Source organism: Nocardioides sp. BE266 (assembly GCF_031457855.1).
Lineage (GTDB): Bacteria > Actinomycetota > Actinomycetes > Propionibacteriales > Nocardioidaceae > Nocardioides.
This window is the reverse complement of record NZ_JAURTI010000002.1, coordinates 736,736-759,346: the sequence shown is the minus strand read 5'-3', so window position 1 is coordinate 759,346 and position 22,611 is coordinate 736,736. Positions and strand designations below refer to the sequence as shown.

24 protein-coding genes are annotated in these 22,611 nt (G+C 72.0%); 15 read left to right on the top strand and 9 right to left on the bottom strand.

Going from position 1 to position 22,611, the window contains the following annotated elements:
* Positions 1-36: 36 nt before the first annotated feature.
* Both J2X46_RS08015 and J2X46_RS08010 read left to right on the top strand, forming a co-directional pair.
* Entirely contained in the window at positions 37-369 is a 333-nt protein-coding gene (locus J2X46_RS08015; RefSeq protein ID WP_310248958.1) for a DUF3054 domain-containing protein, read from the top strand.
* Entirely contained in the window at positions 356-1,561 is a 1,206-nt protein-coding gene (locus J2X46_RS08010; RefSeq protein ID WP_310248956.1) for an MFS transporter, read from the top strand. The genes J2X46_RS08015 and J2X46_RS08010 overlap by 14 nt, the downstream gene beginning before the upstream one ends.
* Positions 1,562-1,568: 7 nt before the next feature.
* Here J2X46_RS08010 and J2X46_RS08005 read toward each other — a convergent pair whose 3' ends face one another.
* Positions 1,569-1,769, bottom strand: a complete 201-nt coding sequence (locus J2X46_RS08005; RefSeq protein WP_310248954.1) for a hypothetical protein — start codon at positions 1,767-1,769, stop codon at positions 1,569-1,571.
* A gap of 45 nt (positions 1,770-1,814) precedes the next feature.
* Between J2X46_RS08005 and J2X46_RS08000 the strand changes: the two genes are divergently transcribed.
* Genes J2X46_RS08000 through J2X46_RS07985 form a run of 4 tightly spaced genes read left to right on the top strand, consistent with a single transcriptional unit; the run spans position 1,815 to position 5,121 of the window.
* Positions 1,815-2,705, top strand: coding sequence for a carbohydrate kinase family protein (locus J2X46_RS08000; protein ID WP_310248953.1), 891 nt, complete (start codon positions 1,815-1,817; stop codon positions 2,703-2,705).
* Positions 2,705-3,610: a pseudouridine-5'-phosphate glycosidase gene (locus J2X46_RS07995; protein ID WP_310248951.1), complete on the top strand. Its 906-nt coding sequence runs from the start codon at positions 2,705-2,707 to the stop codon at positions 3,608-3,610. The genes J2X46_RS08000 and J2X46_RS07995 overlap by 1 nt, the downstream gene beginning before the upstream one ends.
* A 51-nt stretch (positions 3,611-3,661) precedes the next feature.
* The gene (locus J2X46_RS07990; protein WP_310248949.1) at positions 3,662-4,078 is read left to right on the top strand and encodes a VOC family protein; all 417 of its coding nucleotides are present in this window, start codon (positions 3,662-3,664) and stop codon (positions 4,076-4,078) included.
* Entirely contained in the window at positions 4,075-5,121 is a 1,047-nt protein-coding gene (locus tag J2X46_RS07985; RefSeq protein WP_310248948.1) for a GNAT family protein, read from the top strand. The genes J2X46_RS07990 and J2X46_RS07985 overlap by 4 nt, the downstream gene beginning before the upstream one ends.
* Here J2X46_RS07985 and J2X46_RS07980 read toward each other — a convergent pair.
* Both J2X46_RS07980 and J2X46_RS07975 read right to left on the bottom strand, forming a co-directional pair.
* A complete protein-coding gene (locus J2X46_RS07980; RefSeq protein ID WP_310248945.1) occupies positions 5,088-6,581 on the bottom strand; it encodes a phospholipase D-like domain-containing protein in 1,494 nt (497 codons plus the stop codon). The two genes, J2X46_RS07985 and J2X46_RS07980, sit on opposite strands and share 34 nt — an antisense overlap.
* 223 nt (positions 6,582-6,804) lie before the next feature.
* The gene (locus J2X46_RS07975; protein WP_310248943.1) at positions 6,805-7,215 is read right to left on the bottom strand and encodes a PRC-barrel domain-containing protein; all 411 of its coding nucleotides are present in this window, start codon (positions 7,213-7,215) and stop codon (positions 6,805-6,807) included.
* A gap of 150 nt (positions 7,216-7,365) precedes the next feature.
* On the opposite strand from J2X46_RS07975, the gene J2X46_RS07970 reads away from it, so the two are divergent.
* The 5 genes from J2X46_RS07970 (at position 7,366) to J2X46_RS07950 (ending at position 11,405) form a co-directional block, all read left to right on the top strand.
* Positions 7,366-8,103: a response regulator transcription factor gene (locus J2X46_RS07970; RefSeq protein WP_310248941.1), complete on the top strand. Its 738-nt coding sequence runs from the start codon at positions 7,366-7,368 to the stop codon at positions 8,101-8,103.
* A complete protein-coding gene (locus tag J2X46_RS07965) occupies positions 8,100-9,479 on the top strand; it encodes a HAMP domain-containing sensor histidine kinase (protein WP_310248939.1) in 1,380 nt (459 codons plus the stop codon). The genes J2X46_RS07970 and J2X46_RS07965 overlap by 4 nt, the downstream gene beginning before the upstream one ends.
* Before the next feature lie 62 nt (positions 9,480-9,541).
* On the top strand, positions 9,542-10,174 hold the full coding sequence (locus J2X46_RS07960; protein ID WP_310248937.1) for a GerMN domain-containing protein: 633 nt from the start codon (positions 9,542-9,544) through the stop codon (positions 10,172-10,174).
* A 154-nt stretch (positions 10,175-10,328) separates the two neighbouring features.
* Complete coding sequence (locus J2X46_RS07955; RefSeq protein ID WP_310248935.1) at positions 10,329-10,610, top strand: hypothetical protein; 282 nt, start codon at positions 10,329-10,331, stop codon at positions 10,608-10,610.
* A 120-nt stretch (positions 10,611-10,730) separates the two neighbouring features.
* The gene (locus tag J2X46_RS07950) at positions 10,731-11,405 is read left to right on the top strand and encodes a class I SAM-dependent methyltransferase (RefSeq protein WP_310248933.1); all 675 of its coding nucleotides are present in this window, start codon (positions 10,731-10,733) and stop codon (positions 11,403-11,405) included.
* A 4-nt stretch (positions 11,406-11,409) separates the two neighbouring features.
* On the opposite strand, the gene J2X46_RS07945 is transcribed toward J2X46_RS07950, so the two are convergent.
* Positions 11,410-13,086 carry a VCBS repeat-containing protein gene (locus J2X46_RS07945; protein ID WP_310248932.1) on the bottom strand — a complete coding sequence of 559 codons (1,677 nt, stop codon included), beginning with the start codon at positions 13,084-13,086 and terminating at the stop codon, positions 11,410-11,412.
* 59 nt (positions 13,087-13,145) lie between these two features.
* A complete protein-coding gene (locus J2X46_RS07940; RefSeq protein ID WP_310248930.1) occupies positions 13,146-15,410 on the bottom strand; it encodes a CHAT domain-containing protein in 2,265 nt (754 codons plus the stop codon).
* Here J2X46_RS07940 and J2X46_RS07935 point away from each other — a divergent pair.
* Both J2X46_RS07935 and J2X46_RS07930 read left to right on the top strand, forming a co-directional pair.
* Positions 15,387-15,761: a hypothetical protein gene (locus J2X46_RS07935; RefSeq protein ID WP_310248928.1), complete on the top strand. Its 375-nt coding sequence runs from the start codon at positions 15,387-15,389 to the stop codon at positions 15,759-15,761. The genes J2X46_RS07940 and J2X46_RS07935 overlap by 24 nt on opposite strands.
* Before the next feature lie 114 nt (positions 15,762-15,875).
* Positions 15,876-16,823, top strand: coding sequence for a S8/S53 family peptidase (locus tag J2X46_RS07930; protein ID WP_310248926.1), 948 nt, complete (start codon positions 15,876-15,878; stop codon positions 16,821-16,823).
* 17 nt (positions 16,824-16,840) lie between these two features.
* Here the strand turns inward: J2X46_RS07930 and J2X46_RS07925 are convergent, their stop codons facing one another.
* Complete coding sequence (locus J2X46_RS07925; protein ID WP_310248924.1) at positions 16,841-17,281, bottom strand: hypothetical protein; 441 nt, start codon at positions 17,279-17,281, stop codon at positions 16,841-16,843.
* Positions 17,281-17,859 carry a sigma-70 family RNA polymerase sigma factor gene (locus tag J2X46_RS07920; protein ID WP_310248923.1) on the bottom strand — a complete coding sequence of 193 codons (579 nt, stop codon included), beginning with the start codon at positions 17,857-17,859 and terminating at the stop codon, positions 17,281-17,283. Before J2X46_RS07920 ends, J2X46_RS07925 begins: the two co-directional genes overlap by 1 nt.
* Before the next feature lie 195 nt (positions 17,860-18,054).
* On the opposite strand from J2X46_RS07920, the gene J2X46_RS07915 reads away from it, so the two are divergent.
* A complete protein-coding gene (locus tag J2X46_RS07915) occupies positions 18,055-18,690 on the top strand; it encodes a hypothetical protein (protein WP_310248921.1) in 636 nt (211 codons plus the stop codon).
* Positions 18,691-18,858: 168 nt separating this feature from the next.
* Positions 18,859-20,460, top strand: a complete 1,602-nt coding sequence (locus J2X46_RS07910; protein ID WP_310248920.1) for a GGDEF domain-containing protein — start codon at positions 18,859-18,861, stop codon at positions 20,458-20,460.
* 20 nt (positions 20,461-20,480) lie between these two features.
* On the opposite strand, the gene ychF is transcribed toward J2X46_RS07910, so the two are convergent.
* Positions 20,481-21,557: a redox-regulated ATPase YchF gene (gene ychF, locus J2X46_RS07905; protein ID WP_310248918.1), complete on the bottom strand. Its 1,077-nt coding sequence runs from the start codon at positions 21,555-21,557 to the stop codon at positions 20,481-20,483.
* A gap of 96 nt (positions 21,558-21,653) precedes the next feature.
* The gene (locus tag J2X46_RS07900; protein WP_310248916.1) at positions 21,654-22,472 is read right to left on the bottom strand and encodes a M57 family metalloprotease; all 819 of its coding nucleotides are present in this window, start codon (positions 22,470-22,472) and stop codon (positions 21,654-21,656) included.
* Positions 22,473-22,611: the final 139 nt, after the last annotated feature.

The window sequence follows — 22,611 nt, the reverse complement described above, 5'->3', positions numbered from 1 at the left end:
GGGAGCCCGTCACGGCGGCGCCCTAGGGTCGTGCGCATGTGGCTCGCGATCGACCTCCTGCTCGTCGGACTCTTCGCGGTGATCGGCCGGCTCAGCCACTACGGCACCCTGACCGCCGGCGGCTGGTGGACGACCGCGTGGCCCTTCCTCGTCGGCGCGCTGGTCGGCTGGGCGGTGCTCGTCGTGGCCCGACGTCCGCCCGCCGCAGTCGCCTCGGGTGTCGTGGTCTGGCTCGGCGCCCTCGTCGGCGGCATGGTGCTCCGCCACCTCAGCGGGCAGGGCACTGCGACCGCGTTCGTGGTCGTGGCAACCCTCGTCCTCGGCGCGCTGCTGGTGCTCCCTAGAGTCGGTGCACGTGTCCGACGCTGAGCCCCGACCCCGCAGCCGCGCCCTCCCCTTCGGCATCCTGCTCGCCGCCGTCGTCCTCGTCTCGGCCAACCTGCGTCCCGGAGCGTCGTCGCTCGGCCCGGTGCTGGAGGAGGTCCGCCACGGGCTCGGCATGAGCGGAGGCGTCGCCGGAGCGATGACCGGGTTGCCCGGGCTCTGCTTCGGGCTGGTCGGCGCACTGGCGGTGGCCTTCGCGCGGAAGGTCGGCACGACGACGGGCATCGCCCTGGCGCTCCTCGCGGCGGCGGCGGGGCTGCTGCTGCGGGTGACGACCGACAGCGTCCCGCTGTTCCTGCTCCTCTCCGTCCTCGCGCTCGCCGGCATGGCGGTGTGCAACGTCCTGGTCCCGCCGTGGATCAAGGCCCACGGCCACACGGTGGTGCTGATGACGGTCTACGGCACGGGCCTCGTGGTCGGCGCCACCGTCGCCGCGCTCACGACGGCTCCGGTGGCCGAGGCCACGGGCTCGTGGCGCACCGGCCTCGGCATGTGGGGCGTGCTCCTGGTGGTCGCGCTCCCGCTGTGGGCGTGGCTGGCGCTGCACGAGCGCCGCTCGCCCGCCGAGCACAGCGTCAGTGGCGACGCGGCACCGAGCGGCCGGATCGCGCACTCGCCCACGGCGGTCGCGCTGACGGTCCTCTTCGGCATCCAGTCGATGCACGCCTACGTCCAGTTCGGCTGGCTGCCGCAGATCTACCGCGACGCCGGCCTGTCCGCCTCGACTGCAGGCGCGCTGCAGGCGCTGCTCTCCGGTGTCGGCATCCTCGGCGCGCTCGCCATGCCGACCGTCATTGCCCGCAGCCAGGGCCTGCACGCGTGGATGGTCTCCTTCGGCGTGATGCTCGCGCTCGGGTACGCCGGCCTGATGGTCGCCCCGGCGACCGTCCCGTGGCTGTGGGCCCTGCTGCTCGGCCTGTCCGGGCTGGCCTTCCCGACGGCGATCGCGCTGATCACCGCCCGCACGCGCCACCCGTCGGTGACCGCACAGCTCTCCGGCTTCGTCCAGCCGATCGGCTACGCGTTCGCCGCCGTCGGCCCGTTCCTCGTCGGCCTGCTCCGCGACGCCACCGACGGCTGGTCGCTGGTGATCGTGCTGCTCGCGCTCACGTCGGTGCCGCTGACCCTCGCGGGGCTGCGCGTGGCGCGACCGTCGTACGTCGACGACGAGATCTGAGCGACCCTCAGTCGCCTGCCCGGCGGCCGCCGAGGCGGTGGTGGGTGCCGATCGGTGCCTCGCCGAGGTGGCCGACGCCGGCGCGCGGCTGGGCACGGCGCACCGGGATCCCCGGCCGGGCCAGGTCCTCCCGCTCGCGCCTGCTCTGGCGGCGGTCGAGCAGGAAGATCACTGCTGCGACCACGAGGACCCCCGTCACCCACATCATGTGTCGACGCTACGCCCGGCACCCCGGCTCTGTCAGGATCTGCGCGTGAACCAGTGGGTGGTCGTCGTCGGCGGGACGAACATGGACGTCGTCGCGCGCACGTCCACGCCGCTGGTCCCGGCGACCAGCAACCCCGGTCGGACCCGCATCTCGCCCGGCGGCGTCGGCCGCAACATCGCCGCCTGCCTGGGCCTGCTCGGCGCCCCGGTCCGGCTGGTCTCGGCGGTGGGTGACGATGCCTTCGGCGACGAGGTGCTGCGGGTGACCGCCGCGTGCGGTGCCGACGTCGGTGCCGTACGACGCGTGCCGGGCGCGACCGGCACCTACACCGCAGTCCTCGACGACCGCGGCGAGCTGGTGGCGGCGGTGTCGGACATGGCGACCGTCGACGCCCTCGAGCTCGAGACACTCCACCTCGCCGACGCGGCGCTGGTGGTGGTCGACGGCAACCTCGCCGCGCCGCAGGTCGCGAGGGCCTTCTCCGCAGCCGCCGCTGCCGGGGTGCGCGTCGCCTTCGAACCGGTCTCCGTCGCCAAGGCGGCGCGCTCGGCCGACCTCGTGCGCGACCTGTTCCTGGTCACCCCCAACACCGACGAGCTCGCGGCGCTCACCGGCCGGCCCGTCGACGACTGGCGCGAGTCGGTCGTCGACCTCCACGACCGGGGCGTCGAGCACGTCTGGCTGCGTCGCGGCGCCGAGGGCTCGTGGATGTGCAGCCGCGGGGAGGACCCGGTGCACCTGCCCGCCGTGCCTGCCACCGTCGTCGACGTGACCGGAGCGGGCGACGCGATGCTCGCGGCCTGGATCGCCGCCTGGCTCGGCGGAGCCGACCCGGTCGACGCGGCCCGCGAGGGCCACCGCGCGGCAGCGGCCACCATCGAGAGCAGCCACACCGTCCGACCCGACCTCGCCGACGTCCTGAAGGAGGACCGCTGATGCTGACCGTCACCGACGAGGTGCGTGACGCCCTGGCGTCCGGGCAGCCGGTCGTCGCGCTGGAGAGCACGATCATCAGCCACGGCATGCCCTACCCGCAGAACGTCGAGATGGCCCGCACCGTCGAGGGCATCGTCCGCGAGGGCGGCGCTGTCCCGGCGACCATCGCGGTGCTGCACGGGAGGCCGACGATCGGCCTGTCGGCCGACGACCTCGAGCTGCTCGCCTCCGACGAGTCCGTCATCAAGGTCTCCATCCGCGACCTGCCCTACGTCGTCTCGCGCGGCCTGCACGGCGCGACGACCGTCGCCTCGACGATGCGGCTCGCGGCCCTCGCCGGCATCCGCGTCTTCGTCACCGGTGGGCTCGGCGGCGTGCACCGCGGGGCGGAGACGTCGTACGACGTCTCGGCGGACCTCACCGAGCTGTCGACCACCTCGGTGGCCGTGGTCTGCGCGGGCGTGAAGAGCATCCTCGACATCGGCCTGACGCTCGAGAAGCTCGAGACGCTCGGCGTGCCGGTGCTGGGCTACGGCACCGACGAGTTCCCGTCGTTCTTCTCGCGCTCCTCGGGCTTCGCCGCCCCGATGCGCGTGGACTCCCCTGCCGAGGTCGCTGCACTGATGCGGGCGAAGTGGGACCTCGGCCTCGACGGCGGCGTGGTCGTCGCCAACCCGATCCCGGAGGCGTCCGAGATCCCGGCCGAGGAGATCGGCCTGATCATCGACCAGGCGTTGGCCGACATGGACCGGCTCGGCATCACCGGCAAGGACGCGACGCCGTACCTGCTGGGGCGGATCGTGGAGATCACCGACGGCGAGTCGCTGAAGGCGAACATCGCCCTCGTCGAGCACAACGCACGGCTCGGCGCCGCGATCGCGCGGGAGCACGCGGCCCGTGTCTGAGGCCGGGCGGTCGAAGTCACTCCGTCGCGTCGACGTGCTTGGATCGCTGGCATGGCCTCACGCATGACCGAGATCTCCGTCGACTGCCACGACCCCGAACGGCTCGCCGCCTTCTGGTGCGAGGTCCTGGGCTGGGTGGTCCTCGACCGGGAGCCGGGCCTGGTCGAGATCGCCTCCGCCCCGCCGGACGACGCGGCGCTGCTCGAGGCGGTCCGCTCCGGCCCGGTGGTGCCGACGATGTTCTTCGCGCAGGTCCCGGAGGACAAGGTGGTCAAGAACCGGATCCACTTCGACGTCTCCCCCGTCGACGTGTCGCAGGAGGACGAGGTCGAGCGGATCCTGGCGCTCGGAGCGAGTCGCGCCGCCGTCGGCCAGACGGGCGAGGAGTCCTGGACGGTGCTCGCCGATCCCGAGGGCAACGAGTTCTGCGTGCTGCGAAGCCTGGCGCCTGGGCACTTCGCGCTGTGACCGGGCTCGTCGTCGATCTGCCGATCGAGACCGAGCGGCTGCTCCTGCGACCGCACCGGATGGACGACCTCGACGACCTCGCGCGCTTCCACGGCGACCCAGAAGTGGTGCGCTACGTCCCGTGGCCGGTCCGCGACCGCGCGGCCACCGAGGAGACGCTGAAGGTCAAGCTCACCCAGACCGAGCTGCTCGCCCACGGGCAGTGGCTGGTGCTCGCCGTGGAGGAACGGTCCTCGGGGCGGGTGATCGGTGAGGTCCTGATGAAGTGGGCCTCCGACGAGCAGGGGGAGGTCGGCTTCGCCTTCGCGAGGGAGGCGCAGGGGCAGGGGTACGCCGCCGAGGCCGCCACCGCGATGCTCCGCCTCGCCTTCGACGACCTCGGGTTCCGGCGGATCACCGCGGTCGTCGTGGAGGGCAACGAGCCGTCCGTGCGCCTGCTGGGCCGCCTCGGCTTCCGGCAGGAGGCGCGCTTCGTCGAGGGCGTGTTCTTCAAGGGCGCCTGGGTCACCCAGCTGGTCCTCGCGCTCACCGCAGACGAGTGGCGCTCGCCGCGCTCGCCCTCGAGCGACACTGCCGAGATCCAGGACGTCATCCGCCGCTTCCTCGACGCCTTCACGTCCGGGCCGGCGGCGGACGTCGATGCTCGGCTCGACGACCTCCGAGCGGTCATGCTGCCCGGCGCGGTCGTCGTACGGACGTGCGGGGTGGCGCCCGAGCTCGATGACGTCGAGTCGTTCATCTCCCCGCGCCGGACGATCCTCACCGACGGCACCCTGACCGGCTTCAGCGAGCACGCCGGGCGGGGCCGGGTGGACGTCTTCGGCGACGTCGCCCACTGGTTCGGCCGCTACACCAAGGACGGCGTGATGGACGGCGAGCGGATCCCCGGCGCCGGCATGAAGTCCGTCCAGCTCGTCCGCACCGCCGACGGCTGGCGGATCAGCGCGATGGCCTGGGACGACGAGCGCGACGGCCTCGCGCTGGCCGACCACGTCAGCCTCGACGTCACTCAGTCGGATTCCCAGAAGGGGCCCGGCCGGTAGCGGTCGGGCTCGACCGTGACGACCCGTCGTCGTTCGGTGACGAACGTGCGACGCATGGTCCCGTCCGTGCCGGGCACCATCCGGGCCACCCGGAAGTTGGCGTACGTCGTGGTGTAGGCGTTGCGCGAGTTGCGCTTGTGCCGCCACTGGTAGTTGAAGTTCCGGACGTACTTCCGCGCCACCTTCTTCCCGCGGATGGTGAACCACGTCTCGTCGTTGCCGGTGCTGAGGCTGGCCCAGTTCGACGAGCCGGTCAGCACCAGCCGAGAGTTGGGCACGCCGTCGTAGGTGCCCTGGACGACGAGGTACTTCTGGTGGCTGTAGTAGTTGAGGATCAGGTCGTCCTTGCCGTCCTTGTTGAGGTCGTAGTTGTCGTCGGGGTTGTAGTCCAGCCCGGTGGACCGGAGCGGGATCCTGCCGCGCTTCGTGGGGGCGCCGAGGATCTTCTTGGTGTGGTAGCCGATGAGGCCGTAGCTGACGCGGAACCGGCACCCCTCGGCGAACTTCTGTCGGATCGCAGCGGCCAGGTAGTCGCCGCGGCGACCCCGCATCGTGTGCATGGACAGGACCAGACGGGTCCGGGTGACGCCGCCGGCCCCGTCAGGCGTGAGGCACTGGACCTTGCCGAGCATGTCGAGCACGAGGTCGTTCCTCGGTCCTGAAGGCTTGGGGAACGCCCACACGGTGTGCTTGTCCACGCTGTCGTTGCACGCAGCGCCCGCGGGCGTTCCACAGAAGGACCGCGGAGACTGGCGCGTGTCGTAGTCGTTCGTCATGTCGTTGAACAGCGACACGAACTGCCGGAAGAGACGGTGGTCGCCCGAGGTGAAGTAGAGATCGTTCCACTGGTGGATGTCGGCGTTGAGCATCATGTTGGCCGAGCCGACGGCGATGACGTCCTTCGACCTGCCTGCCTGCGAGAACGAGTAGAACTTGGTGTGCATGTTGTTGTACGCGTTGGCCTTGCTGCGGCAGCCCGCCTTGCACCTGTAGATGAAGCTGCTCGCCGAGCGCTTCGCGCCGATCTCCGCGCGGATCGCCCGCATGGCCTTCGTGTACTGGTGGTCGTTGAGCAGCATCTGGACCTTGACCCCGCGACGGTGGGCGGCGATCAGCGCCTTCGCGACAGGCATCCGGTCGAAGGAGTAGACCGCGATCCGGATCGTCGAGCCACGAGGCGTGTGGCGGATGGTCCGGATGACCTGACGCTCGATCGTGAAGTAGCCCTTCTTGCGGTGCGGGTCGTTGAAGTACGGCCCACGCGGTGCTCGCCACCTGCGCCAGCGCGTGCTGGTCACCTGCTTCGCCGACGGGCTTGCGCCGTGCATCCGGGCCGTGAGCGCTGTCGCGGGCGACGGCGCCGAGGCCGCAGCCGACGCGTCGCTCGCTGCAACGGTCTCCGCGGTGAGGGCGCCTCCCACGAGGCACAGGGTGAGCAGGGCGATGACGAACCTCGACACGAGAACAAGAACCTTCCTGGTCGCCGTCGGCGACGTCTCGGGTGGGGCCGGCCGCGACGACCGACGCTTCAGGCAATGGCGGGGTGGGCAGGCAGCCGAAGACCTCCTCATGAGGGAGACGCGCTCCGCACCGCCGCGGTTGTGAGTGCTGCATCACAGGAGCCCCCGGGCCCCTGACCCGGGGGCTCCCTCCCCCAACGCCCACCGCCCCGCGGCGGGCGAGTCACCCCCGCCGGTCGAGGAAGTACGGCGCCCGGTAGCCGTCCTCCCAGAAGGGCGTGTAGCCGAAGTAGCTGTAGACCGAGGTGTAGTCGACCGGTCCGAGAGGTGCCGGGTCGTAGTCGAACCCCGACTCGACGTGGAGGTCGCTGCGCTCGAGCCGGACGTGCGCTCGTACGCGGGACACGGCGTCCACCGGCACCAGTCTGTGGTGCTCCCCCAGCCCGAGGATGCCTCCGGACGCGACGACCAGGAGCCGTGCCCGACGTTCGCCCGGGTCCACCAGGAGCTCCTCCACCTCACCCACCCGGTGGTCGCGTACGTCCATCACCGACATGCCGCGCACGTCGTCCCGCTCATCGGCAAGAGTCAGCGTGCCGCTGCCGAGCGGCACGAGTTCTTGGGTCCAGGGCATGGTTCCTCCTCACCGGGGTCCACAGCGTCGGCGGTCGACCCTGCCACGAGCACATGACGGCCTCCGGATGACCGTGTTGCAGTTCCATGACATCGGGTCCGGCGCTTCGGGGTGGAGGCCGTCGTCCGCCACGATGGTTCGATGGACGGCATGAGCACGCGCGTACTGGTCCTCGAGGACGACGTCGGGTTGCGGACGTCCCTCCGTCTCGTCCTGGAGGACGACGGCTACGAGGTCGAGGAGGCAGGAGACGCCGAGGCCGCCCTCGGCATCGTGGGCGACGCCAGCGTCGACATCATGCTGGTGGACCTCATGCTCGGAGGAGTGGACGGGTTCACGTTCATCCGACGGGTACGGCCGCAGACGCAGGCACCCATCGTGGTCGTCAGCGCGCGTGACGGAGTGGAGGACATCGTGGCGGCGCTCGAGGCCGGCGCCGACGACTACGTGACGAAGCCGTTCGACGTGGAAGAGGTGCAGGCCCGGCTGCGTGCGCTGCTCCGGCGGCCGTCGCTCGCATCACCCGGCGCCCCGGACGCCGACCCCGCGAGCGACCCCCTCACGCACGAGGCAGAGGTCGTCGTCCTCGACTCCGGCGACGGTCCCCTCGTCTTCGACCGCGCGGCCGCCCACCTCCGCCGGGGCGAGCGTGACATCCACGTCACGATGACCGAGTACAAGCTGCTGTGCGTCCTCTCGGACAACCTCGGCCGTGTGCTGAGCCGCACGGCGCTGCTCGAGCACGTCTGGGACCGGGGCTTCTTCGGGGACGAGCGCATCGTCGACGTGCACGTCCGACGGTTGCGCAAGAAGATGGAGGTCGACCCGGCGGATCCGCAGACGCTCGTGACGGTGCGCGGGCTCGGCTACCGGCTCGACGCGCGGTGATCCTCCGCGCACGCCCCGGGCTGCGGTCGTCGGTGACGGCCGCCTTCGCCGTCGGAGCGCTGCTGCTCTCCGTCGCGCTCTCGCTCGGGACGTACGTGTCCGCGCGCCACCTGCTGCTCGAGCAGCGTGAGCGCACGGCACTGCGACAGGCCTTCGCCGACGCGGCACTGGTGCGCGACGGTCTCGCCACCTCGGGCACAGGCGTGAGCGAGGCACTGGGCGCGGTGGCGCCGCCAGCCGGGGCGTCGATGTACGTCCACCGGCGCGGGCAGTGGTACTCATCGAGCCTCGACCAGTCGGGAGAGGCGCTCACCGCCGTCGTACGACCCGTCGTCGACGACGGCTCCGTGGGTCTGGGCTGGACGTCGCGTACACAGCCGAACGCCGTCGTGGTGGGCATCCCGCTGCCCACGGTGGACGCGCAGTACTACGAAGTGGCAGTGGCATCGGAGCTCGACAACACACTGCACACGCTGGCGGTCGCCCTGCTCGTCGGCGCTGTCCTCACCACCGTTGCGGGCGCGGCACTGGGTCGCGCTGCCAGCCGGCGTGTGCTCTCGCCGTTGAGCGACGTCGCCAGCGCTGCCGTGGACATCTCGGGCGGCGACCTCCACCGGCGTCTCCGCGGCACCGACGATCCTGACCTGACCGAGCTGGTCGAGTCCTTCAACCACATGGTCGACGCACTCCGGGACAGGATCCAGCGCGAGACGAGGTTCGCGGCGGACGTGAGCCACGAGCTCCGCACACCCGTGACGACACTGACGACGAGCCTGGCACTGCTCGAGCGCGCCCACGGCCTCGACCCGCAGGCCGAACGCGCGGTGCAGCTGATGGCCGACGAGCTCTCCCGCTTCAGGCGAGCTCTCGAGGACCTGCTCGCCCTCGGCCGGTTGGAGACCGGCATCGACGACTCGGCGCTGCTGGTCACGGGCTCCCGCGAGCTCGTGCGGCAGGCCCTCGCGGCCAGCGGGCGGAGCAGCGACCTTCTCGTCCCCGGGGACGGACCCGACGACCCCGCAGTGGAGGTCGATCGACCGCAGATCGTGCGTGCACTGGTCAACCTCTTCCACAACGCCGACCTGCACGGCGGCGGGCTGGTCGACGTCCGCGTGGTGCCGGGCAGCGCCCAGGTCGACATCCGGGTCCGGGACCACGGCCCGGGTGTGGCCGAGGCAGAGCGTGAGCGCATCTTCGAGCGGTTCGCACGGGCGGGAGGCGCGAAGGAGGGAACAGGGAGCGGGCTCGGCCTCAGCATCGTCGCCGAGGCCGTCCGCAGGCACGGAGGTGCGACCTGGTGCACCGACAGCGAGGCGGGCGGGGCGGAGTTCGTCGTCCGCCTGCCCGTGGCGGAGAGAAGCGAGGTGGAGGGATGATTCGCCCGGCTCGGCGTCGTACCCGAAGGCACCCGTCAGCGCATGCGAGGCGGGCGCAGGCGATGTGCCTCGCCCTCGGTGCGATCCTGGGACTCGCAGGCTGCGGCCTGCCTGCGGAGGAACGCACCGAGGTCGTGGCGGACGCCGCCGTGCCCTACAACCTGCTCGGGACGGGCGAGTCCTCGTCGCGGGCAGTGGGCGGGACCGCGAACGCGCCACGAGACGTTCCGCTCGTGTTCTGGCTGGGACGGGACGACCTCCTCACCCCGGCAGCGGTCGATCTGTCCTGCGACCTGCCCGCCGCCGACGTGGTGAGCGAGCTGCTGGAGACACTGGCCGCCTCGCCGAGCGACGCCGAGCGGGAGGCCGGGCTGGCCTCCGCACTTCCACCCGCCGCGCGGCTCGCCCTCGTCGAGGTCGACGACGGCACCGCCGAGGTCGAGCTCGACCCGCTGGCGATCGGCGACGCCGAACGCCTCCCCCTGGTGGTGGGACAGGTCGTGCTCTCGGTGACCTCGGCCCCCGGCGTGGATGCCGTCAGGCTGGTCACGTCGGGAGAGACCGTCGAGCTCCCCCTGCCCGGCGGGGAGCTCGTCTCCGGTTCCGCCACGGCCGAGGACTACGCGTCGCTCCTGCCCGACCGCGTCGCTGCGAGCGGGTCCGCAGAGCTGGGGTGCCGCGCGCCCGGTACATGACGAACGCGCGACAGCTCCATGACGCGCGCCGGACGGTCCTGAGCCACGTGTGTCGACTTCCTTGTCCCGGAACCAGTCGGCTGTCTTCATGGAGGCGGTACGTGATGAGGGCAGGTGTCCTCAGCACGGAGTCCGACAGCGACAGGAGGCCGACATGATCAGGATGACTCGCCGGGCACACGACGTCGTGCGCAGGGTGACCGCGCACAAGATGGCCGGAGGCAGGTCCGGACTGAGGATCGCCGCTCGAGGACCTCGCACGGAGACGCTGCACGTGGGCACTGCGTCGCGACCGGAGCCGGGCGACCAGGTCGTCGAGCAGGACGGAGCCCGGATCTACCTCGACCGGGTCGCCGAGCCCAGGGTCGACGGGCACCTGCTCGACGCAGTGACCGAGGACACCGGTCGCGTCCACTTCGTCGTGAAGCGGAGCTGACCGGCGCCATCGTCTCGGACGCCTCCTCGGCTGCGGGGACGACATGTCGTCCCACGCGCAACAGAACCGTCCAGGCACCTGTGCGACCGGCACGGGAGGTGACGCGGCAGACTGCCGCGCGTGGCGTTCAGACAGTGGGCGGGCTCGTTCGCCGGCGGCTCGGTGTCGTCAGCGATGGCACGGCTCAACGCCCGCCACCCGTGGAGCCACAACGACCACTTCCACCGGTGGATCCTGGCGAACCTCCCCGACCAGCGGCACACGGCGCTGGACGTCGGCTGCGGGCAGGGCGCACTGGTGGCCGCGCTGGCCCCTCGCATCGGGCACGTCGTGGGCAACGACGCCGACGAGGCGATGCGGCTGCGGACCACCGAGAGGTGTGGCGGGTTGGCCAACGTCGCGGTCGACGGCGGCGACTGGACCGAGGTCGAGGGACCGCTCGACCTCGTCACCATGGTCGCGGTGCTGCACCACCTCGACGTATCCGCCGCGCTGCGACACGTGCGACACGTCCTGGCGCCGGGCGGTCGGTTCCTCGTCGTCGGTCTCGCTCCGCCGGACTCGCTGACGGACCACCTCTGGGACGCCGCCTCGATCGTGACCAACCCGGTGATCGGCTTCGTGAAGCACCCACGCGTGAGCCGGGCCGGCGTGCAGCCGGCGTCGTACCCGGTCCAGGGCCCGACGATGACGTACGACGACCTCTGCGCGCTGGTCGAGGAGGTCATGCCCGGCGCGACGATGCGCCACAGGCTGGGCTTCCGCCACACGATCGCGTGGACCAAGCCGGCCTGAGCAGCTAGGGAGCGGTGCCCGGGCCCATGCCGTTGCGGAGGGTGTTCCCCCGGCCGGTCGGCCAGGGCAGGCAGCCAGTGCCCGAGCCCGGCACCGTGTAGACGTCGATCCCGTGGTCGAACGTGGTGAGCACGATCTCCAGGGTGCCGTCGCCGGTGAGGTCCGCGATCGATGGCGCCGCGGGTACGCCGATGCCGTTGCCGTCGCGGCCCTGGTGCTTCAGCCGGGTGTCCGACAGCTCCTTGCCCTGAGTCGACAGCACGATGAGGTGGCCGGCGTTGCGCTTCAGGGAGTAGGTGCCGAGGACGAGCTCGGGGGTGCCGTCCTTGTTCAGGTCGGCCGCAACCACCTCGGAGGCGAAGGTCTTGGCGCGCTTCGGGGCGTACGTGTGGGTCCAGAGCCTGCGGCCGTCCGGGCCGACGGCGTACACCCGGCCGCCGGGCAGCGCGGCGACGATCTCGGGTCGGCCGTCGCCGGTGAGGTCGACGACGGTCGGGGCCGGGATGCCGCTGGGCGGGTACCAGTCGCCGTCCGGGCGGTGGACCGGGCGGTTGGACACGACGAGCTTCTCGAAGCCCGGGTGCCGCATCGCCGAGCGGCTGCCGTCGCCGTACGCGCCGTCGAGCACCATGAAGGCGTAGCCCTGCGTGCGGTAGGGGATGTGCTTCTCGACGTTCGGGAGCCCGATCACCTCGTTGCGTCCGTCGCCGTCGAGGTCGGCCACCGACGGCGGCGAGGCGGTCCACTGCAGCCAGGGCTGGCGCGCCGGGCTCGGCCAGGCACCGGTGTGCAGGTGGTAGTGGCGACGCTCGACCTTCGGGCTGGCCCACCGGATGAAGTCACCCCAGGCCATCCGCTTGCCCTCGGAGCCGGACTCGCGGTTCGTGAACCACGGCGAGGCGAGCACCGAGGTGCCGTCGAGGTTGAACGCATGGATCTGGTGGTTGTCGAAGGTGGTGATGATCTCCAGCTGCGGGTCGTCGTCGATGTTGCCGATGCCGACGTTCTCGCCATAGGCACCGTAGCCGCGGTTGCGGGGCCAGGCGCGGGTGTTGCCGCCCGGCTGGAACAGCCGTCCGTTCGCGTCGAGGACGAAGACCTGGGCGCCCCTGGAGGCGGTGTTGGTGGTGGTCGCGACGACCTCGACCCGGCCGTCGCCGTCGAGGTCGGCGGCGGCGAGCCCGCGGACCTCGGGCGACTGGCCGCCGCTGTTGGTCGACGCTGGCCACCCCGGCTTGCGGCTCAGCTTGCCGCCCGTGAACTCGTACGCCGCCACGGTGCCCTCGTTGCCGCCGACGACGATGTCGGGTACGCCGTCCCCCTCGAGGTCGGTCACCACACCCGGCGCGTAGACCCGGCCCTTGCTCGACTGCCCCTTGCCCAGGAGGCGTCCCTGCGCGTCGAAGACGAACGTCGAGTAGAAGGGCGCGACGATCTCCAGCTGCCCGTCGCCGTCGAGGTCGACCAGGCTCGGGGAGGAGAACCAGCCGGTCTCTCCCGTCGGGATGTTCCGGACCCGCTTCGGCTTCTGCACGGGGCCACCACCGCCCTGCGCAGTGCAGGTGGCGGCCGCAAGACGCGAGGTCGCGGGCGCGAGCGCTGGGCTCGGGACGGCGGTCTGCAGGAGAGCGGTCACGAGGAGTGCCCCGGACATCCGGGCGACACGGCGGGGGACGTGCACAGCCGGAGCCTACTCAGACGTCGCCGCAGGGCGCCTGCGGCGCGACCCCACGGGTTTGCTCAGCCCGCGCCGAGGCACTCGTAGCCCGCAGCGGCCACGATCGCGGCCGGGTCACGGTAACCCCGCGAGCCCAGCAGGTCGGCCCGCGCCCGGGCCAGGGCCAGCGCCATCGGCACCTGCTCGGCGAGGTGGTGGTGCAGGCGGACCATCAGCCTCCTGCTCGCGGCGTCGGGCACCGGCATCGTGGCCGCGACCACCGTGCGGGTGCCCAACGACAGCAGGACGGCCGCCAGTCCGAGGACCTGCTCTCCCCCGACGACGCCCCAGCGAGCGGAGTCGCAGGACGCCAGGATCACCTCGGCGGGAGCCCGGCGCAGCCGCTCGATGTCGTAGACCGTCAACGGCCCGTCAACGAGCTGGAGCTGGGAGAACATCGGGTTGTCGGCCCGGAAGATGCCGTGGGTCGCGAGGTGGGTGGTGACGGTCCCGTCCATGGACGCCAGGACAGCGTCGGCCCGAGCCCGGCTGCCCGTGAGCCGCACCGCGTCGGGCCGCAGCTGCCCCACCGCCCGGATCTCGGCGGCGGCGTGGGCGAGCCCGGGACCGTGGGCGAGCAGCACGCCCCCGGTGCGGGGAGCGCGAGCGGACGCGGCGCCGCTCCAGAGGGCCGCTGACGGCGCGACCGTTATCGCGCGGCCGGCGCACGACGGCAGCATCGACCAGGGCACCGAGGCGAGACCCGCCGACGGCACCACGACCAGCGGCGCGGCGGTCGCCCCGACCGCGCCCACCGGGAGCACGTCGTCGAGACGCCGGGCGCACTCGTCGACCAGCCGCAGCACCGCAGGCGAGGCCCGCCCGGCCGTCAGCCACTGCAGGCCCGCCTGCAGCCGCTGCACCTGGTGCTGGAGGTCCGCGAGGGGCGCCCAGGTCTCAAGCCGGTGTCGACCTCCGTGGACCACAACTGCGTGCACCTGCCCGTGCGCCTCGACCAGCTCGACGAGCGTGCGGTCGCCGAGGGCGTCGACCAGCCCGGTCAGGGCCTCCGCCGAGCCGGCCGGAGGAAGCGCCTCGGGTCGCGCCGCGGCGTGGCGGGCGCGGTCGCGCACCGACACCTCGACCGCGGCCCGGCGAGCCAGCAGCGCCGCCGACGGCGCTCCGTCCGCCGCGATCTCCGCCTCGACCTCGCGCAGCGCCGCGAGGTCGGCGACCAGGGCTTCGTCGTCGGGAGGTCGGGCCGATCGGAAGCGCAGCGACCCCGCACGTGCCCGCTCGGCCGCCGCGAGGGCGCCGCGTGCGTCACCCCGGTCGACGGCGAGCTCGACACCGAGCCGGGCCAGCTCGGCGGTGTGCGCGGCCGCGTGGGCTCGCAGGTCGCTCGCGCCGAGCACGGCCTGGAGCTCGTCGAGCACGCGCAGCCCGGAGCGTACGGCGCGTGCTGCTCCGGCCGGGTCGCCCGACGTACGACGCCACAGGGCCTCGGCGTGGTGGGCGCGAGCGCGCAGCTCGGCCGGGCCGGACCGCACGTGGCGGCGCACGGACGCCAGCTCTGCCCTGGCCTCGTCGTGCCGGCCGAGGTCCAGGGCGACGAGCGCAGCGACGAGGCGGGCATCGGCCGCGTGCACGGGCCAGTCGGCCGCGGCCAGCTCGGCCGACGTACGACGGGCCCCGCCGAGCAATCGCGCCCCCCGCTCGCCGGCGAGGTGACGCGCGCGGAGTCGCAGGTGCCCGGCCAGTGCTGCCCAGCGCGGGCGGCGCTGCTGGCGCGCGGCGGTCCGCGCGAGGTCGGCCTCGGTCGCCGCGAGGTCGTGGTCGCCGGCGAGCAGGGCGGCCTCGGCGAGGGTGAGGCGGGCCTGGACGATGTCGACGCGGTTGCCCGCAGCGGCGAACCGGTCGATGGCCGCCCGCGCGGCCGACTGCGCCTCGTCGGCCAGCCCGGCCCCGAGCAACGCCTCGGCGCGCTCGACGTCGAGGAGCCCGGGATCGACACCCGCCAGGCGGTAGCGGTCGGCGGCCGCGTCGAAGGCGACGAGCGCGGCCGGCAGGTCGCCGCGCAGCGCCTCGAGCGTGCCCCGGTTGTGATCCACCATCGCCGTACGCCCGAGGTGCCCGAGGGAGAGGTAGAGGCGGGCGGCGTCGTCGAGGTCGGCACGAGCGCCCTGCCAGTCGGCCAGGCTGATCCTCGCCATGGCCCGGTTGGCGTGCACGTCGCCCTCCAGCAGCGGGTCGCCAGCCGTCGCCGCGAGCGTGCGCAGCGCCTGGCTGTGGCTGGCCTCGGCCTCGACGAGCCGATGCAGCTCATGGAAGACGAGACCGCGCTGCATGGACAGTCGCGCGGCAGTCAGCCCCTGCGGACGGGTCGCGTCTGCCCGGTCGAGCTCGCGCAGCGCCGCCCGCGAGGCACCCGCCAGCAGTACGACGTACGCGAGGGTCCCCCGCGCCTCGCAGGCCCGGTCCCCGACGCCGGCGCGCTCGGCCACCCGCGCCGCGCGCCGCAGGTGAGCAAGCGCCGACGGCAGGTCTCCACGGCTCAGTGCCACCAGGCCGAGCGCGCGTTCGCCTGCCGAGGCGACCGCTGCGTCGCCGGGGCCAGCCTGCAGTGCTGCGCGCGCCTGCCGCTCGGCCGTCCGGGAGTCCGTGTGGGCCAGCCGCGCCGCACCCAGCGCGAGCTCTAGCGGCCCCTCGGGTTGGTGCCTATCGTCGACGGTATCCGTGGTCCGGGTCGGCGCATCTTCGTTCACGGTCGACATCACCCGACGTCACCTCAGGACCACACAAGGAGAACAGTCATGTCCGTAGCTTCCGGCGGCCGCGTCCCCGGCACTGTCCACGCCCCGTACACGCTGGACCTCGTCACGGTCCCTGACCTGGAGGACACCGGCGAGGTGACCGTCGGCGTCATCGACACCGGCATCGTCCTGGGCGATGACGGGCGCCCGGCGCCGTGGTTCGGTGACCACGTCTCCTACTGCCGAGAGGACGACCAGGACCGCCTCTACGGCGAGTCCGGGACCCTCCTCCCCTCGGCCGGGCACGGCACGGCCATCGCCGGGATCGTGCTCCGCGAGGCACCGACGGCGCGCGTGCGGATGTGGGGAGTGCTCGACAAGGAGCGCCAGGGCCCTGCCGCCAGCCAGGTGGAGAACTGGGAGGACGAGGCGGTCGTGGCCGCTCTGGCGTCCCTCACGGTCGACATGGACGTCCGGGTCGTGAACCTGTCCTTCGGTGGCACGGTCTGGGAGGTTGAGCCACCGCGGACGTTGGAACGAGCCCTGGAGGCGTTCATCCGTGCCCGGCCGGACGTCTCGATCGTCGCGGCCGCGGGCAACACCGACGGCGAGGAGCGGACGACGTACCCCGCGTCCTTCCCCGGCGTGCTGGCGGTCGGCGCGGTCGACGAGTCGGCGCCGGGCGCCCCTGTCTCGAAGCCGACAGTGGCCAGCTTCAGCAACCACGGGAGCCACGTCGACGTCTACGCGCGCGGCGTCGACGTGCGAGCCCCGATGGCCAAGAGGAACACGCTCACCTGGGCCCTGTGGGAGGGGACGTCCTGCGCCTCGGCCGTGGTGGCCGGGTGCATCGCACGGCTCGCCGCCGCCGACAAGAGCCTCACCGGACGGGAGGCGGAACGCAAGCTGCTCACGGAGGCGCCTCGACACGTCGACGGTGTCCCGTGGGTCGCAAGCATCGACACCTCGTACGCCGACCCCAGCCTCGAGGGATTGCTCGGGCTCTAGCGCAACGTCCCGCGCGGTCACGTCCGGATCCAGCCGGTCGACACCTCTCCGGGCTCGGTGCGCACCGTCACGCGCACCGGGCCCGCCGGCACGTCCGCCAGGCTGAACCAGCCGAGGTCGTCGGACTCGACCTCCCGGCTCGTCGCGGGGGTGTCGACCACCACGAGCACGGGACCCGACGGACCGGCGACCAGTCCCCGCACCTCGAGACCGCCGGAGCTGGGCTCGAGCTGGAGCTCCAGGTCCGCCCCCTCCCACCGGAACGCGAGCGTGCGTGGCCCCGACCCGCGTACGGCGCTGGCCTCGCGGTCGCTGTCACTGACCAGCTCGGCCAGCTCCGCGTCGAGCCGGCGGGTCACGAAGGCCGCGCGGGCCGCCTCGGCGACCAGGTCGGGCGGGGAGTCCACCTCGGCGGCGATGCGGCTCAGCCGCGCCATCAGCTCGTCGTCGTCGCTCATCACTCCTCCTCACGCAGCGCGGCCACGAGATCGCCGTCGCCCTCGACGATGGCCCGCAGCGAGGCCAGGCACCGCTGCCGGGTGGGTCCGATCGACCCCCGAGGCATGTCCAGGGCCGCCGCCACCTCGTCGTAGCTGGGCGGCGGGCTGGCCATCAGCACCCGCAGCAGCCGACGGCACCGCTCGCCGAGTGCGGTGAACGCACGCCACAGCGCGCCGTCGCGCTCGTCGAGGAGCACCGCGGCGTCGACCGGATCGGCATCGTCGACGGCATGGTCGAGACCTGTGTCGTCGACGGGGATCGCATCGCGCTGCCGGCGACGCAGCTGCTGGAGGCACTCGCGGCGTGCGGTCGTCGCCAGCCACGCCGGCAGGCGCTCCGCGTCACGGATCCGGTCGAGGTTCTCGACCAGCTTCAGCCACGTCATCTGGACGGCGTCGTCGGAGTCCGCTGCCGAGAGCCGGTAGCCCCGGACCACCGACCAGACGAGGTTGTTGAACCGGGCGACCAGCTCGTCCCAGGCCGCCTGGTCCCCGGCGCGAGCCGCGACGAGCAGCGAGTGATGGGTCGCTTCCACAGCCACCTCCTCGCCTCGTCGACCGATTCTAGGCCCGGCCGCGCCGGCAGCGTCCCGGCAGCGGCGCTGCGCGGTGTCGGGAAGACGAGGCCGCGGACAGCTCCACGGATACGTCTCGCGTCGTGTATCCGCCGGCCCCCGCCCCGCATCTCCTCGGCACGCCCGTACCTCGGGCTTCACACGAGGGAGATTCCAATGACCACCACCTTGATCCCGGTGCTTCGTGCCGCCGGCGTCGAGTGCTTCACCCGCGCACAGTGGGGATCACCGCGCCAGGCCGACGGCTCCTACGCACGCCGTCGTACGACGCACCCCATGCCGGCCGGTCCGGCCGACTTCCACTTCCTGCACATCACGGTCACCGACGACACCGATCGCTTCGTCGACGGCGCCAGGTCCGCCCGCTTCATCGAGACCCTCGGGTTCTCGACGCCGCCGATGGTGAGCTATCAGGACCTGGTGACCAACGAGGGCCGCTACTTCGAGGGCCAGTCGTACGGCGTCAAGGGCACCCACACGGTCAACGACCGCAAGGTGCCGGGCTTCGCCAACGACCTCAACCTGCACGGCTACGCGACGGCGATCATGCAGAACGTCGCGGACGAGGTGACCGACGCCCAGGTGCGCACCATCGCCCTGGTCTTCGCCGCCCGCGAGCTGGCCGGCCTGGTGCGCAGGGGGGCGCCGATCTTCCCGCACCGGAAGTTCGCCTTCAAGGCGTGCCCCGGTGACAAGGCCGTCGCCCGCCTCCCGGAGATCGACCAGATGCGCCGGCGGTTCGTCCAGCACGGGCTGCCCACGCAGGACGACGAGGGCAAGGCCATCGCCTAGCCCGGACCACCCCCGAGGTGGGCGGGCCCGACCGGGGCTCGCCCACCACCCGGAGTCGCCACGCGGCGCCGGGGAGCCCCGCGACGCGCGGTGGAACCCCGTGGATATGACCCCAAAGGACTACTCGAAAGTCGTCCGGTCAGCTCGCGGTGCGAGTGAGAATCAGCCATGGTCGCCGACGACTGCCCGCTCCTGCAAGAGGTCAAGCACCTCGTTCAGCGCGCCCAGGTGGGGCACGCGTCCGAGGTCTTGAGCACTGCGGGGACGCGGTTGAGAGAGCTGGGTGACGGGACGATCGAGGGCGGCCCCGCGGCGATGCACTTCCCGCGCGTGGTGGCACTGATCGACGACGACGCCGCCGCGGGGCTGACCGCGACCGAGGACATGCTGGCCGCGGCGGAGCGGGACGACGAGCAGGGGTGGCGTGCGTGCGCCCTGGCGCTGCGAGCCGAGGCCAAGTTGCTGCTCGGTGACGTGGACCCCGCCCGGTATGACGCTGATGCTGTGCTCGTCGACCTGGCGGCAGCCGAGGCCGCCCTCGAGCTCAGCGGAGCCGTCGGCTACGTCGCCAGCACCGCCCACGTGGCGATCGCCAACAGCTACATGCCCCTGCGGCTCTACGAGCTCGCGTTGCCGCACCAGGAGGCGGCGTACGAGATCAGCCTGGAGCACTCCAGCCCGGAGGACGCTGCTCCGAGCATGTGGTTGATCAACCTGGCCAACCTCCACCTGCGGTGGTGCCTCGAGCTCTACCGCGTCGGTCTCCGGGCAGAGGCGGAAGAGCACAGCTCACGCGCTCACACGCATGCCGCGGCCGCCGCAGAGAGGCTCGCCGGGGCGGCCCTGCTCCCGGAGGTCACACCCTGGCGGGAGCCTTGCCTGCTCATCGAGGCCGTGGCGCGCTCCGACGGCCCCGATCCCAGAGGCGCGGTCGAGGACATCCAGCGGCTGCTCCCGGCGGTGCGCGAGCTCGGCAACGCGCACGACCACGTGCTGGCCGTCCCGTTCCTCGCAGTCGCCCTGATGCGTGAGGGGAGGCACAAGGAGTCCCTGAGCGTCATCGAGCAGGCCCTGTTGCTGGCGCCGGCCGCGGAGCGCGGGTCACCGACCTACCTGTCGCTCGCCCACACCTACAGCATGCTCCTCGCGCGCAGGTCGAAGTCGGCGGAGGCTGCACTGGAGTACGGCAACTCGCTGGCCGCCGACTCGTGGCGCCAGCGTCAGCGCACCCTGGCCGCGGCACAGACGATGCGCGCCTTCGCGCAGCTGCGGGCCGAGCACGAGCAGGTGACCCGCGACGCGGACACAGACGCCCTCACCGGCGTCGCCAACCGGCGCGCCTTCGACCGGCACCTCCACGCCCTCGCGCACACCGAGGAGGACCGGCCGGTCGGGGTGCTCTTCATCGACCTCGACGAGTTCAAGGGTGTCAACGACACCCAAGGCCACGCCGCGGGGGACGCCATGCTGCAGGGGGTGGCCCAGGCGATCGATGCGAACTCGCGCGAGGACGACCTCGTCGCCCGCATCGGCGGTGACGAGTTCGCGGTGCTGCTGCCCGGCGCCGGGACCGAGGACACCGACCTGGCCGCGGGACGGATCCTTGCCGCGGTGCGCGACGCCCCGCAACAGCTTCCGACCGTCAGCATCGGCGGAGCGGCCGGTCCCGCACGCAGCATCCACGCGGTCGTCGTCTGCGCCGACGAGGCGATGTACGTCGCCAAGCGCGGTGGGCGCAACCAGCACCACGTCGGCAGCATGAGCTCCTGAGCTGCGACGACGTCGGGTCGTCAGACGTTGAAGCGGAACTCCACCACGTCGCCGTCGACCATGACGTAGTCCTTGCCCTCCATGCGCACCTTGCCGACCTCGCGGGCCTTGAGCAGGGAGCCGGCGGCGAGGAGGTCGTCGAAGGAGACGATCTCGGCCTTGATGAAGCCCTTCTGGAAGTCGGTGTGGATGACACCGGCGGCCTCGGGGGCGGTCGCGCCCTTGCGGATCGTCCAGGCCCGCGTCTCCTTGGGGCCGGCGGTGAGGTAGGTCTGCAGGCCGAGGGTGTCGAAGCCGACGCGGGCGAGCTGGTCGAGGCCGGACTCGGTGATGCCCATCTCGCCGAGCATCTCGTGGGCCATCTCGTCGTCGTCCATCTCGGCCAGCTCGGCCTCGAACTTGGCGTCGAGGAAGATCGCCTCGGCGGGCGCGACGATCTCGCGCATCTTCGCCTTGAGGTCTTCGTCGGCGAGCTCGTCGGCGTCGCAGTTGAAGACGAAGATGAAGGGCTTGGCGGTCAGCAGCGACAGCTCGCGCAGCAGGTCGACGTCGACCTTGGAGTCGATGACGCGGGTGCCGGACTCGAGGACCGACAGCGCCTCCTTGGCGGCGTCGACGGTGGCGGCCAGCGACTTGTCGCCGCGCGCCTCCTTCTCCAGCCGCGGGATGGCCTTCTCGACGGTCTGGATGTCGGCGAGGATCAGCTCGGTCGAGATCGTGGAGATGTCGGAGGCGGGGTCGACCTTGCCGTCGACGTGGGTGACGTCCTCGTCGCGGAAGACGCGCGTGACCTGGCAGATCGCGGCCGACTCGCGGATGTGGGAGAGGAACTTGTTGCCCAGGCCCTCGCCCTGCGAGGCACCGGCGACGATGCCCGCGATGTCGACGAACTCGACCGTGGCCGGCAGCACCTTCGCCGAGCCGAAGAGCTCCGCGAGCTGCGGGAGGCGCTCGTCGGGGACGCCCACCACACCCACGTTGGGCTCGATCGTCGCGAACGGGTAGTTCGCCGCGAGGACGTCGTTCTTGGTCAGTGCGTTGAAGAGCGTCGACTTGCCCGCGTTGGGGAGTCCGACGATGCCGATGGTGAGAGCCACGGGCGGGGAGTCTACGGCGGGCGTTGACCGCCCGGCGAAACGAGACAGGGCCCGGCCCAGACGGGCCGGGCCCTCCCCCCGATGGTGGCGGCTACGTCACGAGCCGTAGACGGAGGCCACGCCCTGGCGGTCGGTGTTGGTCATCGACAGGTCGCTCGACGAGCCGTTGCACTGCGGGTAGTGCATGATCGACGCGCTGTCGTACGGCGTCAGCGGGCGCCAGTTGTTGTCCTCGAAGCAGGTGCCGGCCTCGGGCCGGGTGTGCTCGTGGCGGAAGCCCAGCGTGTGGCCGAGCTCGTGTGCAAGGATGTTCGACGGCGTCCACGAGCCGGAGCTCCAGATCGAGTCGTCCACCAGCACGTTCTGCTGCGACGCCGGGCTGCTCGGGAAGAACGCACGCGCGATGTACTCCGAGGTCTCGATCGGCTCGACCGAGAACAACACGGCGCTGTTGGACACGGTGCAGTTGGCGTCCGCGGACGGGACGTAGACGAAGTCGACGCCGCTCGACGCCGCCTCCCACTGACCGGCGCCGGACTGCATGGCCGACACCATGGCCGCCTTGTCGGCGCCGAAGTCGTCGCTCACGCAGTAGGTGAGGTTCTGGGCCTGGCTGGCGGACCACACGTCGTCGGACCCGCCGACGGTGTTGACCACGAGCGACTGCGAGTCGGTGTCACGCGAGTTGACCATCTTCTCGTAGTAGGCACGCAGCTGGTTGGAGGTGGCGATGGTTTCGTCGCCATTCACGACGTACTGACCCCCGACGTCCTGGAACGTCGCCGCCTTGAACTCCTGGAAGGTCGGGACGTCCTCCTGCGCACGGGCTGCGTGTGCGCCCGGCGCCACCGTGAACGCCAGGGCGGTGGCCCCGAGCGTGGCGGTCGCGATCCGACTGAACGAGCTCTTCAACATTGCTTCACTTCTTCCGGTTGGATTCGGTTGGCCCTTCCAACAAACCCGGTCCAGACCAGTGGCGAAAGGTGAACGCTCGGTCAGGAAAGTGCATTGCATGAAGTTGCAGAAGTTCTCACGCTCAGCGGAGCAATTCACG

Excerpts from the sequence above, each read along its gene's own strand:
- J2X46_RS08015 (WP_310248958.1), top strand. The coding sequence starts at position 37 with ATGTGGCTCGCGATCGACCTCCTGCTCGTCGGACTCTTCGCGGTGATC.
- J2X46_RS08005 (WP_310248954.1), bottom strand. The coding sequence starts at position 1,769 with ATGATGTGGGTGACGGGGGTCCTCGTGGTCGCAGCAGTGATCTTCCTG.
- J2X46_RS07995 (WP_310248951.1), top strand. The coding sequence starts at position 2,705 with ATGCTGACCGTCACCGACGAGGTGCGTGACGCCCTGGCGTCCGGGCAG.
- J2X46_RS07990 (WP_310248949.1), top strand. The coding sequence starts at position 3,662 with ATGGCCTCACGCATGACCGAGATCTCCGTCGACTGCCACGACCCCGAA.
- J2X46_RS07975 (WP_310248943.1), bottom strand. The coding sequence starts at position 7,215 with ATGCCCTGGACCCAAGAACTCGTGCCGCTCGGCAGCGGCACGCTGACT.
- J2X46_RS07970 (WP_310248941.1), top strand. The coding sequence starts at position 7,366 with ATGAGCACGCGCGTACTGGTCCTCGAGGACGACGTCGGGTTGCGGACG.
- J2X46_RS07960 (WP_310248937.1), top strand. The coding sequence starts at position 9,542 with ATGTGCCTCGCCCTCGGTGCGATCCTGGGACTCGCAGGCTGCGGCCTG.
- J2X46_RS07955 (WP_310248935.1), top strand. The coding sequence starts at position 10,329 with ATGATCAGGATGACTCGCCGGGCACACGACGTCGTGCGCAGGGTGACC.
- J2X46_RS07935 (WP_310248928.1), top strand. The coding sequence starts at position 15,387 with ATGGAAGACGAGACCGCGCTGCATGGACAGTCGCGCGGCAGTCAGCCC.
- J2X46_RS07940 (WP_310248930.1), bottom strand. The coding sequence starts at position 15,410 with ATGCAGCGCGGTCTCGTCTTCCATGAGCTGCATCGGCTCGTCGAGGCC.
- J2X46_RS07930 (WP_310248926.1), top strand. The coding sequence starts at position 15,876 with ATGTCCGTAGCTTCCGGCGGCCGCGTCCCCGGCACTGTCCACGCCCCG.
- J2X46_RS07925 (WP_310248924.1), bottom strand. The coding sequence starts at position 17,281 with ATGAGCGACGACGACGAGCTGATGGCGCGGCTGAGCCGCATCGCCGCC.
- J2X46_RS07915 (WP_310248921.1), top strand. The coding sequence starts at position 18,055 with ATGACCACCACCTTGATCCCGGTGCTTCGTGCCGCCGGCGTCGAGTGC.
- J2X46_RS07910 (WP_310248920.1), top strand. The coding sequence starts at position 18,859 with ATGGTCGCCGACGACTGCCCGCTCCTGCAAGAGGTCAAGCACCTCGTT.
- J2X46_RS07900 (WP_310248916.1), bottom strand. The coding sequence starts at position 22,472 with ATGTTGAAGAGCTCGTTCAGTCGGATCGCGACCGCCACGCTCGGGGCC.